At 59.9% G+C, this 13,588-nt stretch carries 12 protein-coding genes; 7 read left to right on the top strand and 5 right to left on the bottom strand.

Annotated elements, in window-relative coordinates; all coding sequences use genetic code 11:
* Positions 1-5 precede the first annotated feature (5 nt).
* Genes lpxB through VJU77_08850 form a run of 3 tightly spaced genes read right to left on the bottom strand, consistent with a single transcriptional unit; the run spans position 6 to position 3,011 of the window.
* Positions 6-1,139, bottom strand: a complete 1,134-nt coding sequence (gene lpxB, locus VJU77_08840; protein HKP03450.1) for a lipid-A-disaccharide synthase — start codon at positions 1,137-1,139, stop codon at positions 6-8.
* Positions 1,132-2,058, bottom strand: a complete 927-nt coding sequence (locus tag VJU77_08845; GenBank protein HKP03451.1) for a Gfo/Idh/MocA family oxidoreductase — start codon at positions 2,056-2,058, stop codon at positions 1,132-1,134. The genes lpxB and VJU77_08845 overlap by 8 nt, the downstream gene beginning before the upstream one ends.
* Positions 2,055-3,011, bottom strand: a complete 957-nt coding sequence (locus tag VJU77_08850; GenBank protein ID HKP03452.1) for a GDP-L-fucose synthase — start codon at positions 3,009-3,011, stop codon at positions 2,055-2,057. Before VJU77_08850 ends, VJU77_08845 begins: the two co-directional genes overlap by 4 nt.
* A 153-nt stretch (positions 3,012-3,164) precedes the next feature.
* Here VJU77_08850 and VJU77_08855 point away from each other — a divergent pair, with 153 nt between their 5' ends.
* Positions 3,165-4,394, top strand: a complete 1,230-nt coding sequence (locus VJU77_08855; protein HKP03453.1) for a thymidine phosphorylase — start codon at positions 3,165-3,167, stop codon at positions 4,392-4,394.
* Positions 4,395-4,436: 42 nt separating this feature from the next.
* On the opposite strand, the gene VJU77_08860 is transcribed toward VJU77_08855, so the two are convergent.
* A complete protein-coding gene (locus tag VJU77_08860) occupies positions 4,437-5,870 on the bottom strand; it encodes a hypothetical protein (protein HKP03454.1) in 1,434 nt (477 codons plus the stop codon).
* Between the two features lie 268 nt (positions 5,871-6,138).
* Between VJU77_08860 and VJU77_08865 the strand changes: the two genes are divergently transcribed.
* The 6 genes from VJU77_08865 to msrB all read left to right on the top strand — a co-directional run bounded on the left by VJU77_08865 (position 6,139) and on the right by msrB (position 11,475).
* Positions 6,139-7,356, top strand: a complete 1,218-nt coding sequence (locus VJU77_08865; GenBank protein HKP03455.1) for a bifunctional 3,4-dihydroxy-2-butanone-4-phosphate synthase/GTP cyclohydrolase II — start codon at positions 6,139-6,141, stop codon at positions 7,354-7,356.
* Complete coding sequence (gene ribH, locus VJU77_08870; protein ID HKP03456.1) at positions 7,356-7,832, top strand: 6,7-dimethyl-8-ribityllumazine synthase; 477 nt, start codon at positions 7,356-7,358, stop codon at positions 7,830-7,832. The genes VJU77_08865 and ribH overlap by 1 nt, the downstream gene beginning before the upstream one ends.
* Before the next feature lie 2 nt (positions 7,833-7,834).
* Positions 7,835-8,284, top strand: coding sequence for a transcription antitermination factor NusB (gene nusB, locus VJU77_08875; GenBank protein HKP03457.1), 450 nt, complete (start codon positions 7,835-7,837; stop codon positions 8,282-8,284).
* Positions 8,281-9,129: a signal recognition particle-docking protein FtsY gene (ftsY, locus tag VJU77_08880; GenBank protein ID HKP03458.1), complete on the top strand. Its 849-nt coding sequence runs from the start codon at positions 8,281-8,283 to the stop codon at positions 9,127-9,129. The genes nusB and ftsY overlap by 4 nt, the downstream gene beginning before the upstream one ends.
* A gap of 142 nt (positions 9,130-9,271) precedes the next feature.
* Positions 9,272-10,747, top strand: a complete 1,476-nt coding sequence (locus tag VJU77_08885; GenBank protein HKP03459.1) for an MFS transporter — start codon at positions 9,272-9,274, stop codon at positions 10,745-10,747.
* A 125-nt stretch (positions 10,748-10,872) separates the two neighbouring features.
* Entirely contained in the window at positions 10,873-11,475 is a 603-nt protein-coding gene (gene msrB, locus VJU77_08890; GenBank protein HKP03460.1) for a peptide-methionine (R)-S-oxide reductase MsrB, read from the top strand.
* Positions 11,476-11,567: 92 nt separating this feature from the next.
* On the opposite strand, the gene VJU77_08895 is transcribed toward msrB, so the two are convergent.
* Positions 11,568-13,523 (bottom strand): FlgO family outer membrane protein, encoded by a 1,956-nt coding sequence (locus VJU77_08895; GenBank protein HKP03461.1) that lies wholly within the window; start codon positions 13,521-13,523, stop codon positions 11,568-11,570.
* Positions 13,524-13,588 lie beyond the last annotated feature (65 nt).

Here is a 13,588-nt window from a genome sequence, read left to right on the forward strand (position 1 = left end):
CGTGGCTAATGCTCCCCTCCCAACTCCTCCAGGATCGCCCGCGCGGCTTTTCCGCTGGCCCCGGCTTCACCGAGCTTATCGATGATGGCGTCGAACTCCGTCACCATTTTCTGCCGGGCCGCCGGATCGTTCAGAAGCTTCAGGGTGGCGGCCGCGATCGCTCGCGGCCGGGCCTCGTGCTGGAGAAATTCAGGAACGATTTCGCGATCGGCCAGGACATTCGGCATCCCGAGAAATCTTGTTCGAATAACGAGCCGGGCGGCGAAATAGGTGGGCCAGGAAACTTTGTAAACCAGGACGAACGGCATTCGGAAGTAGGCCGATTCCAGGGTGGCAGTGCCTGAGGCGACCATTCCGGCACAGGCGCGCTGCATGGTTCCGGAGCTGTCCGCGGTCACGATTCGCAACCGGTCCCCGAGAGAGGCAGCGGCGCTCATCCGGTTGATTTCGCGCGCCAGGGTTTCGGAGGCAGCCGCGACTTCAAAACGAGATTCCGGCCGTTGCTTTGCGATCTCTGCCGCGGCTTCGAGCATGATCGGGAAAATTTTCTTCACCTCGCGCGCTCTGCTGCCGGGAAAAAGCCCGACCAGGTTGGGATCGCGGGGTTCGCCCGTGCGACGCTGCGCGAGATTCTCGATCATCGGATGGCCGACAAAGATCGTGCGCAACCCGGAGGCGTTGTAGAGCTCGGCTTCGAACGGAAAGATGCAGAGCATCAGGTCGAGGTAGCGCGCCATTTGCGAGATCCGGCCGCGATTCCAGGCCCAGACTTGGGGACTGATGTAGTAGATAATTTTCGTTCCGGGTGCGTGCGCACGCAGGGTCCGCGCGAGCCTCAGATTGAACCCGGGATAATCAATCAACACGACCGCATCCGGCTGGGCCGCCGCGATCTCGCGCAGGGTTTCGTCAAATTGCTTGCGGAAATAGGGATATCGCCGCACGACTTCCCAGAGCCCGACGACCGCCGCGGCATCGATCCAATTGTTAAATCTCTCCCCGGCGATTGTCTTCATGCGAGGACCGCCCCGGCCCTGAAACTCGCAATCCGGCGCGAGATCCCGCAGAGCCCGCATTAAGGCCGCGCCATGCTCATCCCCACTGGCCTCGCCCGCGACGAAATAAAGTCGCCTAGCCACGCGCTCCGGAATCGATCCGCTTTGTGATTTCGACGGCCAGCTCCAGGGCGGCGGCGGCCTGAAAGCCGGAGACTTTCGGAGCCCGGCCGGTAGCGGCGCATTCGAGAAAGGCGGCGAGCTCGCGCTTCAACGGTTCCTCGCGCTCAATCTCAACTGCGTCACGCTCGAGACCTTTCGCCGTTCGCCGGTAGATTTCGCCGCTCTGGTTTTGGTAATCGAGGGAAAGATAAACATCCTCCTGGAACACGCGGATCTTGCGCATCTGTTCCGGACTGATCCGGCTCGAAGTAATGTTGGCGACGCAGCCGTTCTCAAAGCGGATCCGGGCATTGGCAATGTCTTCGCCGCGGCTCAACACCGGCACGCCGACGGCATCGATGCTTTCAACCGGTGCGCGCACCAGGTGCAAAATGATTTCGAGATCGTGGATCATCAGATCGAGAACAACGCCGATATCGGTGCTGCGATTTGGATAGGGCGACAGCCGATGCGCCTCGATGAACCGCGGGTTGGTGAGGCGTTTTTCGAGCGCGCCCAGGACCGGGTTGAATCGCTCGACGTGGCCGACCTGAAGGACCAGTCCGCGCGCCGCGGCCAGCGCCGCCAGCTCGCTGGCATGCGCGGTATTGTGGGCAATCGGCTTTTCGACCAGCAAATGCTTCCCGCGCCGCAGAAGTTCGCTGCCGATCTCGAAATGGGTGTTCGTCGGCGTAGCGATCGAAGCGGCATCGACCAGGCCCGCAAATTCCTCCAGCGATCCCGCCACTTTGGCTCCGAATTCGGCCGCGCGCTGCTCGGCCACGGCGCGGTCGCTGTCATAAATCGCCGTGAAACCCGCCCCCGCCAACTCCGCATAAAGCCGGGCGTGATTTTTCCCGATATGGCCGACGCCGACCACCCCCACGCGTGGCCCTTTCATCGTTTGTTTTCCAGAAACCATTCGTAAGTCCGCCTGAGACCCTCGCGAAAACCGATCTGGTGGCGCCAGCCAAGCGCGTGAATCTTCGAAACGTCGAGCAACTTTCGCGGTGTGCCATCGGGCTTGGTTGTGTCCCAGGCCAGCTCGCCCTTGAAGCCGACGACCTCGCAGATCAAGCCGGCCAGCTCGCTGATCGAGATGTCTTCCCCGCAACCGACATTAATCACTTCGGGGCTGTCATATTTCTCCAGGAGGAAAACGCAGGCGGCGGCCAGATCGTCCACGTGAAGAAATTCCCGGCGCGGCCGGCCCGAGCCCCAGACCACCAGCTCGCGAGCGTTTTCCAGTTTGGCGATGTGGGCCTTGTGCAGGAGAGCCGCTGCCACGTGCGAGGAAAGCAGGTCGAAGTTGTCGTTAGGCCCATAAAGATTTGTCGGCATCGCGGAAATGAAATTGGCGCCGTACTCCCGGGCATAGGCCTGGCAAAGCTTGATCCCGGCAATCTTGGCGATCGCGTAGCCCTCGTTGGTCGGTTCGAGGGGCCCGCTGAGGAGCGCGCTTTCGGGAATCGGCTGGGGCGCCATTCTTGGGTAGATGCAGGAGCTCCCCAAAAAAAGAAGCTTTTGCACGCCGGTTTCGTAGGCGGCCCGGACGACATTGTTCTGCATCTCGAGATTTTCGAGGAGAAATTCCACGGGCGAATCGTTGTTGGCCTTGATGCCTCCCACTTTCGCCGCGGCCAGGATGACAAACGCGGGCTTCTCCGCCGCGAAAAATTGAGCGACGGAGGCGGCGTTACGCAGGTCGAGTTCCCCTCGAGTCCGGGTGACGATGTGGGCAAACCCATCTTGCTCAAGTCTGCGGACGACAGCGCTGCCCACCAGGCCCCGGTGGCCGGCGACGAATATTTTGTCGGATTTTTGCACGGCCACAAAGGAGTGTTTGCCTACCATTTTCTGTTTTGGCCCGATACGCAATCCTCACTTCTCGGGATAACCGCGTCGTGGGCGGTCAGACCTCGATTTTTCAGGCCGTGCGGCTCACCTCCGGGCCGTAATAATGGGCAGTTTCGCGGGCATCGAAATAGCTATGGTAGAACGCATAAAATGCACGTCCCCAGTCTCATCGAAAAGAAACGCGAAGGTCAGGAACTAACCGCAGAGGAACTCTCCGACCTCATTTCCGGATTCACCACCGGAGAGGTCCCCGAGCACCAAATGGCCGCCTGGGCCATGGCGGTCTTTTTCAACGGGATGGCGCCCGCGGAAACCCGCCATCTTGCTACCGCGATGATGGAGAGCGGGAGCGTCCTGGAATATCCGGCGGATTCGCCGCCGAAAGTGGGCAAATATTCCACGGGCGGCGTGGGCGATAAGGCCTCTTTGATCCTGGCGCCGTTGCTGGCCTGCGATGAAAACTGGGTGCCGATGATTTTGGGACGCGGCCCGGGCAATGCCGGTGAAACGCTCGACAAGCTCGAAAGCATCCCGGGATTCAATAGTCGCCTCGACGATCGCCGGGCCCGCGCCCAGCTCCAGAGCATCGGGGTATTCGTGATCGAACAAAGCGCGGACCTCTGCCCGGCGGAGACCAAACTGGCCGCGTTGCGTGACACGACCGGAACAATGCCGTCCGAGCCCCTGATCGTGGCCGGCATCCTGAGCAAGAAGATCACCGAGAATCTGGATCGTCTCGTTCTCGACCTGAAGTTCGGGAGCGGCACGTACGTAAAAACACGGAAGGCCGCACAAGCACTCGCGGCGGCCATGACGAAAGTGGGCAAGCTCATGGGCGTGCAAGTCCGGCATGTTCTCAGCCCGATGAAGGAACCTCTCGGGCGCACGGTTGGCAACGCGCTCGAGATCGCCGAATGCGTGGAAGTCCTGCGCGGCGGAGGCCCGAAGGACGTGGTGAAACTTGTGCTCGACCTGGCTGAGCAGGTTTCCAAAGCGAAGCGCGCTCGCCTTGAGACCTGGCTCAAGGATGGAACGGCCTGGAAAAAATTTATTTCCCTCGTTTACGCGCAGGACGGTGACGCGTCGTCGCTGGAGAAGCTCGGCGAAATCCACTGCGCCCCGATCATCCATCCCTTCGCAGCCAAGTCGTCGGGGAAAGTGAAAAAAATGGACGCCGAATCTATCCGCCGGGCTTTGCTCCTCCTGGGCGGCGGCCGGGCAAGGAACGAGGACGCGATCGATTTCGCCGTGGGATTTTCCGGGATAAAGAAGATTGGCGAACAGGTGGAAAAGGGCGAGCCGCTTTTCAACGTGCACGCCCGGACCGAAGTGGCCTTGCGCGCGGCGCTGCCGGCTCTCGAGCAGGCCGCAGAGGTGTAAAGCCAGGGCTGGATCTCGTTCGTTCGCTAAGGGCGTTCGATTTCAAGTCGTAGGCAGGACGGTGGCCGGCGCGACCGTTTGGGGAAGAGGTGGAGCAGGCGCTTTCCCAGGGCCCGGAGCTGGAGGATTGGTGGCTCCCGGCGGGGCTTTTTCCCCTTCCTGTTCGGTGGAAATATTTTGCGCCACTTTGGTGCGCAGGCTGGCCATGCTCTTGAGGGCATTAAACCAGAAGGGAGCCCCTAAACTTAGGAGCGCGGCGGAGAAGATCATCCCCCAGAGATGTTTTAAGAACCCATCGGACCAACTGTCTCCCCATCGTCCTTTCCCATTGAGTGGAACAAGGGCGAAACCGGTATGGTCGAGATCGAGCTTTACCTCGCTGAGCTGTTTGGTGGAGGCCTGCACAGAAGTCTGAACCGTCTCATCAATCGTCTTATCCAGGTCTGCCAACAGCTTCTCCGCGTCAGCGACACCGGCTTGGTCCAGGGCTTCTTTCACCTTTTGCTGGAAGCGCTCCCGGGTGTCGGTAGCGGGAACAGCGACCTTCTCCACCGCCGTCTTTGCCTTGTCGTCTGACAAGCCGGTTTTCCAGGTATTAAAGGCCTGTTGCAGGACGGTGGAGCTGTCGCCCAGGATTTTTTCCGCCTGCCTGGTCACATTGGTGGATTGGGCGACTAAAGCATCCCGAACGGCCCGATTGGTCGAGACAAGCTTGTAGATCTCGATGGTGTCGAGTTGAAACCAGAAGGCAAAGATGATGGCAAAAACAACCGTCCACCAACGCGTGTGCGTGGTAAACCATTGCTGCGCCCTTTCCTGGCCAACTTCGAACCAATACTTAAACTTCTTGTAGGCGGCTTCCACGGCTTGAGCGACGGCGGCCGCATTCTGATGGAGTTGCTGGACGGCCGCGGTTTCATAGGAATTAAGCCGATCCGAAATCGCCGAGACTGCCGCCTGGACAGTTGCTTGTTGTTCCGGAGGCAGCTGCTGAATTACCGCGGCGGCATTGTCTTTCAGTTGCTTGACGGTGTTTGTCACCTCTTGAACTCCAGTCGCAGCTGCCACTTGAGCCGTGGCATGCTCCAAATCCGCATCCGTTAGGCCCAGTCCCTTAAGCAGAAGGCGCGCGTTTTCCCTTAATTCCGGCAAAGCCGCGGGCACCCTCCCCGTCGCGATCCGGTGAATCGCATCGAAGACTTCATCGGGACGCGCCGCCGACGCCACGCGTTTCGTGCTTTTTCGCACGCTGCTATCGGAAAGAAGCGGACCACTCAGGATCTGCTTGACCAGGTCCCTGGCCCGGTCCTCCAGTCCGGGAATAATCACGGTCACGGTATGGATCATTCCTTTCACCAGGTTTTTGCCGCGAAGATTAAGCAGGGTGGACGCGATTTGGACGGCCACCGTGATGAGGATGCTCACGACGAGCATGATGGTTACAAAAGCGATGATGGTATCGATGCTATCAAGCATAGAGGTCTAAGTAGGGTGATGGAGTTAGGTTACTGCTGGAATCCAGGGAAATGGGTCGATGGCATTCCAGAGGGAGAAATACGAGATTCCGGAAGGGAATTCTCCGTGCCGGCCTGATGGGAGTCGGCTCGCCGGCGACATAGGGCGCGGGGGATCACGCACCGGATCAAAGCAGGCCACTCCTAAAGGGATCAAGGAAAAACTGGGATGAGCGAAGCAGAACCACAAGCCGCTTGCCCATCGAGGAGACGGAAGTGATGTTAGCCGGGTGATTGCGGAAGCACCAGTATCTCTTGAATTTGACGCGATTGACGATGTCGTGCGGGACATCGCCGCGGGAAAACTCGTCATCGTGACGGACGATGCGGACCGGGAGAACGAAGGCGACCTGGTCATGGCAGCGGAAAAGGCGACGCCCAAAACGATTAATTTCATGGCGATGCACGGACGCGGCCTGATCTGTGTGCCGATTTCCAACGAACGGGCGGAGCAGCTGGGCCTGCAGAGGATGGTGGCGCAAAACCGGGAAATGTATCGGACCGATTTCACGGTCTCCGTCGATGCTTCAAAAGGGGTCACGACCGGGATCAGCGCCCATGACCGGGCCGCTACGATCCAGACCATCGCCGATCCAAAATCGACGCCGGAGGATTTGGTTCAGCCCGGTCATGTCTTTCCGCTGCGCGCGAAGGACGGGGGCGTCCTGCGGCGCGCGGGACATACCGAAGCCGCGGTCGATCTGGCGCGCCTGGCTGGCCTTCAGCCGGCTGGCGTTCTCTGCGAAATCCTCCATGACGACGGAACGATGGCGCGTTTGCCCGAGCTGATGGAATTCCGGAAGAAACATGGCCTGCGCATCTGCACGATCCAAAGCCTGATTGCCCACCGGCGCCTCACCGAGAAGCTGGTCGAGGCGGAGCAGATCGTGAAATTGCCCACTGATTACGGCGAGTTCGACCTGCATCTTTACCGATCCAGGCTCGACGGCGCCCACCATCTCGCCCTGGTCATGGGCAAGATTTCCAAAGAGCGCGCGACCCTGGTGCGGGTCCACAGCGAATGTCTCACCGGGGATGTGTTCGGTTCGCGCCGCTGCGATTGCGGGAACCAGCTGCACGCGGCCCTGCGGCAGATCGCCGAGGAAGGCAACGGCGTTCTCGTTTACATGCGGCAGGAAGGTCGCGGCATTGGGCTCGCGGCCAAAATCCACGCTTACAAATTGCAGGAGGAAGGCCTCGATACGGTCGAAGCCAACGCGCGTCTTGGGTTCGCCACCGATCTGCGGGATTACGGCCTGGGCGCCCAGATTCTTTTCGATCTCGGCGTGCGCAAATTCCGCTTCCTGACGAACAATCCCAAGAAAGTCGTCGGGCTCGAAGGTTACGGAATCCAGATGGTCGAACAGGTGCCGATTCGGAGCGAAGCGAATCCGCACAATGCGCGCTACCTGGAAACCAAGCGGACCAAAATGGGGCACGCCCTTTAATGTCCAAGCTCGCCCCGCACCGGCCGCGCCCTTCCCGGCGCAAACAGCATTTCGCGATCGTGGCCAGTTTGTTTAACCGGGTTTATGTCCAGGGACTCGTCGATCACGCCGTCGCCGAGCTGCGGTCGTTGTCGCCGTCGGCCGATATTTTCATCCATCAAGTGCCGGGCGCGTTCGAGATTCCCGTGGTCGTGCGCGAAGTCGCGCTCAGGAAAAAAGCGAACGCGATTCTGGCGCTCGGCGTGATTTTGCAGGGCAAAACGAGCCATGCCCAGAACCTGGCCCATTCCGTTACCGACGCCCTCCAAAAGGTCGCGATCGATTACGGCGTGCCGGTTATCAACGCCGTCCTGAGCCTGGAGAACGAACCGCAGGCCCGCGAGCGTTGCCTCGGCTCGAAGATCAATCGTGGCACGGAAGCGGCGCGCGCCGCGGTGATGGTGGGTGAAGTGTTGGCCGATCTGCGGACGAAATAATTATGGGCAAACGGCGCGCAGCGCGGCAGGCGGCCGTGCAATTTCATTTCTGGCGCGATCTCCATGGCGACGGCGCCCCGGAGCGAATGGACGAATTCTGGGAATTCTGCCCGGCTACACCGCGAGTGAAGGCCTTCGCCCAACCGCTTATCGACGGCATGATCGCGCATTTGCCGGAAATCGACGATCGCATCCGCAAGTATTGCGAGAACTACGATTTTCGCCGCATCTCCGCCGTCGATCGCAATGTCCTCCGGCTGGCCATTTACGAAATGCTCCACCGGGACGACATCCCGCCGGTGGTTTCCATTAACGAGGCGATTGAGCTGGCCAAGACGTTCGGCGGTCCTGACTCAGGGCGTTTTGTGAACGGCATTCTTGACCGCGTGAAAGACGATCTAAAAAGGCCGTTGCGGGAAGCCGCGCCGCCCGAGTCCGAGGCGGCCGAATGAATTTTCTAAAATCGCTCGTCCAAAAGTTTACCGGGCGTCCCGTCGATTGGGATGAGCTGGAGGCGATGTTGATCCGGGCTGATCTGGGCGTGCCGATGACGTTGCGCATTATCAAGGCGCTCCAGGCGCGGGCCGAGCGGACAACGATCACGTCGAACGACATTGCCGAGGTCGCGCGGGACGAGATCGGCCGGGTGTTGCCGATGGCGCCGTTGCCGATTACTCCCCACCCGGCGCGGCCGAAGGTCCTTCTCATCGTTGGCGTCAACGGCACCGGCAAAACGACCTCGACCGCAAAGCTGGCGCATTATTTCAAACGCAATCGCCACAGCGTAATGCTCGCGGCCGCGGATACGTTTCGGGCGGCGGCGATCGAACAGCTGGGAGTCTGGGCCGAACGCATCGGCGTCGAAATGATCCGAGGCCAGTACAACGCCGACCCGGCCGCGCTTTGTTACGAGGCCTATGCGGCCGCGGACCGCAAGAACATCGAGTTTTTGATCTGCGACACCGCCGGGCGGCTTCACACGAAAAGCAATCTGATGGCGGAGCTGAGCAAGGTGAAACGCAGCCTGGCGAAGCAAAACGAGAAAGCGCCGGACGAAACCTTGCTCGTCGTGGACGCGACCACCGGCAGCAACGCGCTCTCGCAAGCGCGTGAATTTCACCAGGCGATCGGGTTGACCGGTCTGATCGTGACCAAGCTCGACGGCAGCGGCAAAGGCGGCATCGTCATCGCAATCCAGGACGAGCTCGGTCTTCCGACGCGTTTTGTCGGCACCGGCGAGAAGCTCGAAGACCTGGCGCCGTTTGATGGGCGCGATTTCATCGCGAACATGGTGTAAATCCCAAGTCCCAAAATCCAAATTCCAAGTAGGTTTCAAATTTCAAATCTCAATACATCGGCGCTGCACTAATTTGGTCATTGAATTTTGGGGATTGTTTGGGATTTGGGACCTTGGGATTTGGATTTTCCGGCGATGACCGATGAGCAATGCAATAAAAATAACCCCGGGTGAAGAACACGCTCCGGCAGGCGGTTTCGCCGGCTTCATCGGCAAATTCACGGTCCTCCGCGGCGCGCAACGCGAGCTCTGGCTGACGTTCCTCCTCAAGTTCCTGATCTACGTGGCCTACTCGGTCACGAACAAGACGATGGTCCTGTGGCTCTCAAAGGATCTTGGCTTCAGCGACCAGGCCGCGGGCGCGCTCGTGGGCTGGGGCTGGGCGCCGGCCATGACGATCTTCACGCTGCTGGCCGGCTCGCTCACGGATGCGATCGGTCTTAAGCGAACGTTCTATCTCGGCGTCGCGATTTGCACCGTCGCCCGGACGGTCATGGTGACGACCACGATTCCGTGGCTCGCCCTCCTGGGTGGCGTTCTGCCCCTCGCGATCGGCGAGGCGCTCGGGACGCCCGTTCTTCTCGCGGCCACTCGGCGTTACTCGACCACCGCGCAACGCTCCATGTCATTTTCCATCATCTACATGGTGATGAATGTCGGTTACTTCGCCGCCGGTTACATTTTCGATTTCGTCAGGCGTCTCGATACGCGTTTTACCCTCTTCGGGTTCGAGCCTACGACGCACCAGAAGCTTTTCATGGTGAGCCTCGCCATCGAGATCGTGATTTTCCCCGCGATTTACTTCCTCCGGCGCGGTGAAGATGAAGAGCGCGAGAAGAAGGTCGTGGCGAACGCCGGATTCCTGCCCGGAATCTGGGACACCGTCCGGCAGAGTGCGGTTGAGACAGTTCAGTTGTTCAAGCGGCTCGCGGGTCAATCCGCTTTTGCGCGCATCCTCTTTTTCTTCCTGCTCATTGGCTTCCTCAAGGCCATCTTCCTGCAGATGGATTATGTTTTTCCAAAGTTCGGCGACCGGGAACTGGGAGCGCGCGCCCCGGTGGGCAAGCTCGCCAACATCAACGCCATCATCGTCATTTTTCTGGTTCCAGTTATCGGCGCGCTCACCCAGCGGTTTTCAGCTTATCTTATGGTGATAGTCGGCGGGGCAATCTGCGCGACGGGAGTCTTTATCATGGCGTTGCCGCCGCCTTGGTTTGCCGTGGCGACGGATAGCGGCCTCGGTCAGTGGCTGGGTCACAGCTATCTCGGGCTGGAGGGAGCAATCCATCCTTATTACATCATGGCCGCGCTTTACCTGATCGTGTTCTCGATCGGCGAATGTTTCTATTCACCCCGCGTTTACGAGTATGCCGCCGCCATCGCGCCGAAAGGGCAGGAAGCCTCCTACGGCGCGCTCGCCTACCTTCCTTTCCTTATCGGCAAACTGCTGGTCGGCACGAGCGGCTGGATTCTGGCCGCATTCTGCCCCGCCGAAGGCCCGCGCCGTTCCGATCTCATGTGGCTCGTCTTCGCGCTCGCCGCTTCTGTCGCCCCGGTCGGCCTCCTCCTCTTCCGCCGCTACATTCGCGTCCCCGAAGCGGGCCGGACCGACGATTAGCGATTTTTTCTACTGGAATTGCCCCGGCCATTTCACCGGCTGCTTGCGAATCAATCAGGGGTATCAATTACGTAACGCACTGGGGGAATGCGTTTTCTCAGGAAGGGTTTTATTCCGTCTTTAAGATGACCAGGATCGTTCATCCATCGTCACTCGCTTCGCGTCTCACTTTTATCGGTGCAATAATGGTCGCCATTGGTCTGGCTATCGGCCTCATTTTCTGGAGCCACGCCCAGGAAATGAAAATCAGTGAAAGGCTCCACCCGCTCGAGGTCCCGGTGCCGCCCGACCGGGATCTTCGCCGATTGCTGAGTCAGGAACAATATCACGTCACCCGCGAAAACGGGACGGAAACCGCGTTTCGAAATTCCTACTGGGACGAAACTCACCCCGGCATTTACGTTGACATCATCACCAATGAGCCGCTCTTCTCTTCCACCGACAAGTTCGACAGCGGCATCGGCTGGCCCAGTTTCACCAAGCCAATCGCGCCCGAACACGTCGTCGAGAAAGTCGATCAAAGCTACGGCATGACCCGCACCGAGGTGCGCGCCAAAAAAAGCGATTCGCATCTCGGGCATGTTTTTAATGATGGCCCGCCGCCGACCAACTTGCGTTACCAGGTGAATTCAGCCGCGCTCCGCTTTATTCCGCTGGAAAAGCTGAAGGAGGAAGGCTACGGCGAATATCTCCCGCTCTTTCAGCAAGCGACGCCGGCTGGAAAATAGCCTGGAGACGGCTCGCCATCGAGCCGTTCGGAGTACGCGCCGCCCGCAGCCTTGATTCCCCTGCCCGGCACGATGGCGTGCCGGCTCCAGCGTCACTTTCCTAGAATGTCTTCAAATCGCGAATCGCCGCGCAACGGATCCCATTCGGGCTCGACTCGCAACGTGCCGGGCGTCGGGCCATTCGGGACCTTGATTAATTCCGCGAGCAATTGCAGCGCGCGATCCAGTTCGCCTGAGTGCGCGTAGATCACCGCCAGCTTTGTGGCGATGAGCGGCCCGTCGAACGCGTCTTTCGAAATCGGGAGCAATTCAGTCGCCCGCCGGCCAGCGGCGATCGCCTCCTGGTAATTGCCGCGCATCGCCAGGACCAGGCCGAGCATCGCGATGACTTTCACGTCGTCATGCGCTTTCGCGAGATCCTCCTCCACGATTTGTTGCACGGAGGCAAAGGCGCTCTCGGCCCCGGCCGCATTCCCGCGAGCCCGCTCGATCAGCCCTTCATACCAACTCTTTGGAAATGTGTACCCGTCCAAAATGCTCGCGGACCCGCCGACGCCGATATCGTTAAGCCGGGCGTACCGCGATTTCCTCAGCCAGCGCTCAGCCTCATCGTAATCCCGCGCTGAAAGATAAACGCGAACCGCGATGTTCGTTACGCCGCCGCCCGGATCGAAATCGGGCGGAATGGAACAGAGGACCGTGCAGAGCGGCTCAAGGTTCCCCTGGGTTCTAAAGGCAATTGCCGCTTGCGCCAAAGTAAACAAATGCGCATCCGCATTTGCCTCCTTCCCAATCGCAAATCCTCGCGTCGACTCTTCGCTCCGGCCCACGCAGGCGTAAGTCTCCGCCAGGTTCCAGAGCACCGAAGCATTACGCGGATCGAGTTCCTTGGCCTTTTCGAAATTGGAAATCGCGTCGTCCCACCGGCCCTGGCGACGATCGATAGCCGCGGCCGCATCCCAGGCTTCGGCGTCGTTGGGCGCCGCCGCGTGCGCAATGGCCAGCTCCGTCCGCGCCAGCTCATAGTCGCGGTAGCCGTAATAATAATAGTAGGCCATCGCCAGGCGGACATCGCTCGAGTCCGGTTGCAGCCGCAACGCCGTGTCGGCGGCAAGCTTTGCCTGCGTCAGGCGTTGCCGGCTTCGGTCGTACCCGAACCAGAAAAGCTCCGCGTGAAACCGCGAGGTGAGACAATGGGCGAGCGCGAAATGCGGATCGCGCGCCACGGCTTCTTCGAGCAACTTCAAGGCGCGCTCGCCATTTTCGCGCGGATCGCCGGACCCGCTCCAGCGAAAAAGGTCGCGGGCCCGCAAAAACAAATCGTAAGCCTCGAGATCGCTTGTCGGATGGGTTTGCAGGCGGACTTTTTCTTCTGGCGAAAGATTGGCGCGCAAGGCGAAAGCGATGCGCCGCGCCAGCTCAGTCTGAAGCGCAAACAGATCGGTGATCTCGCGGTCGAAGGTATCGTTCCAGACGTGGAGATCAGTCCGGGCATCGATGAATTGCGCATTGATCCGCACCCGGTTCGCCTCCCGCCGCACTGTTCCCTCGAGGATATAGGCGACCCCGAGCGCTTCACCGATTTCGCGAATGTTGCGCGTGCCGGTCCGATACTGGCGCACCGAAGTGCGGCTGATCACCTTCAGATCCGCCACCTTCGCGAGATTGGAGAGAATGTCGTCCTGAATTCCATCCGCAAAGTAGGTGTTCTGCTGGTCGTCGCTGAGATTTTCGAATGGCAGAACGGCGATGCTTTTTTCCGGAGGCGGAGACTTCGCGACCGGCATCGCGTCTTTCGCCGGCTCGATCTCTTCGGTCCGGATAATGCCGGCCGGCGTCAAATCGAACAACCAGGACAACAGCAGCGCCACGGGCAAGCCGAGGGCGAGCCCTATAATAATGAGCCGAACGATCCAGGCCGGAATCTCAAGAAACGGAAAGACCTGCGTCGCGATCTGGATCAGCAGCCAGGCCAGGACCGCGTAGGCCACCGCGACGCGATAGACCTTGCGCCGCTTGAGTTCGGAAAAAAACTTTCTGGCATTCATTCCCTCGGCAATCGCTTTTAGAATGTAGAGGCGCTTGTGCCAAGCGCCTGTTCAATTACTTAGGC

Source organism: Chthoniobacterales bacterium (assembly GCA_035274845.1).
In the GTDB taxonomy this organism is placed as follows: Bacteria; Verrucomicrobiota; Verrucomicrobiia; order Chthoniobacterales; family UBA10450; genus AV80.

Excerpts from the sequence above, each read along its gene's own strand:
- VJU77_08885 (HKP03459.1), top strand. The coding sequence starts at position 9,272 with ATGAGCAATGCAATAAAAATAACCCCGGGTGAAGAACACGCTCCGGCA.
- msrB (HKP03460.1), top strand. The coding sequence starts at position 10,873 with ATGACCAGGATCGTTCATCCATCGTCACTCGCTTCGCGTCTCACTTTT.
- nusB (HKP03457.1), top strand. The coding sequence starts at position 7,835 with ATGGGCAAACGGCGCGCAGCGCGGCAGGCGGCCGTGCAATTTCATTTC.
- VJU77_08895 (HKP03461.1), bottom strand. The coding sequence starts at position 13,523 with ATGAATGCCAGAAAGTTTTTTTCCGAACTCAAGCGGCGCAAGGTCTAT.
- VJU77_08855 (HKP03453.1), top strand. The coding sequence starts at position 3,165 with ATGCACGTCCCCAGTCTCATCGAAAAGAAACGCGAAGGTCAGGAACTA.
- ftsY (HKP03458.1), top strand. The coding sequence starts at position 8,281 with ATGAATTTTCTAAAATCGCTCGTCCAAAAGTTTACCGGGCGTCCCGTC.
- VJU77_08860 (HKP03454.1), bottom strand. The coding sequence starts at position 5,870 with ATGCTTGATAGCATCGATACCATCATCGCTTTTGTAACCATCATGCTC.
- VJU77_08845 (HKP03451.1), bottom strand. The coding sequence starts at position 2,058 with ATGAAAGGGCCACGCGTGGGGGTGGTCGGCGTCGGCCATATCGGGAAA.
- ribH (HKP03456.1), top strand. The coding sequence starts at position 7,356 with ATGTCCAAGCTCGCCCCGCACCGGCCGCGCCCTTCCCGGCGCAAACAG.
- VJU77_08850 (HKP03452.1), bottom strand. The coding sequence starts at position 3,011 with ATGGTAGGCAAACACTCCTTTGTGGCCGTGCAAAAATCCGACAAAATA.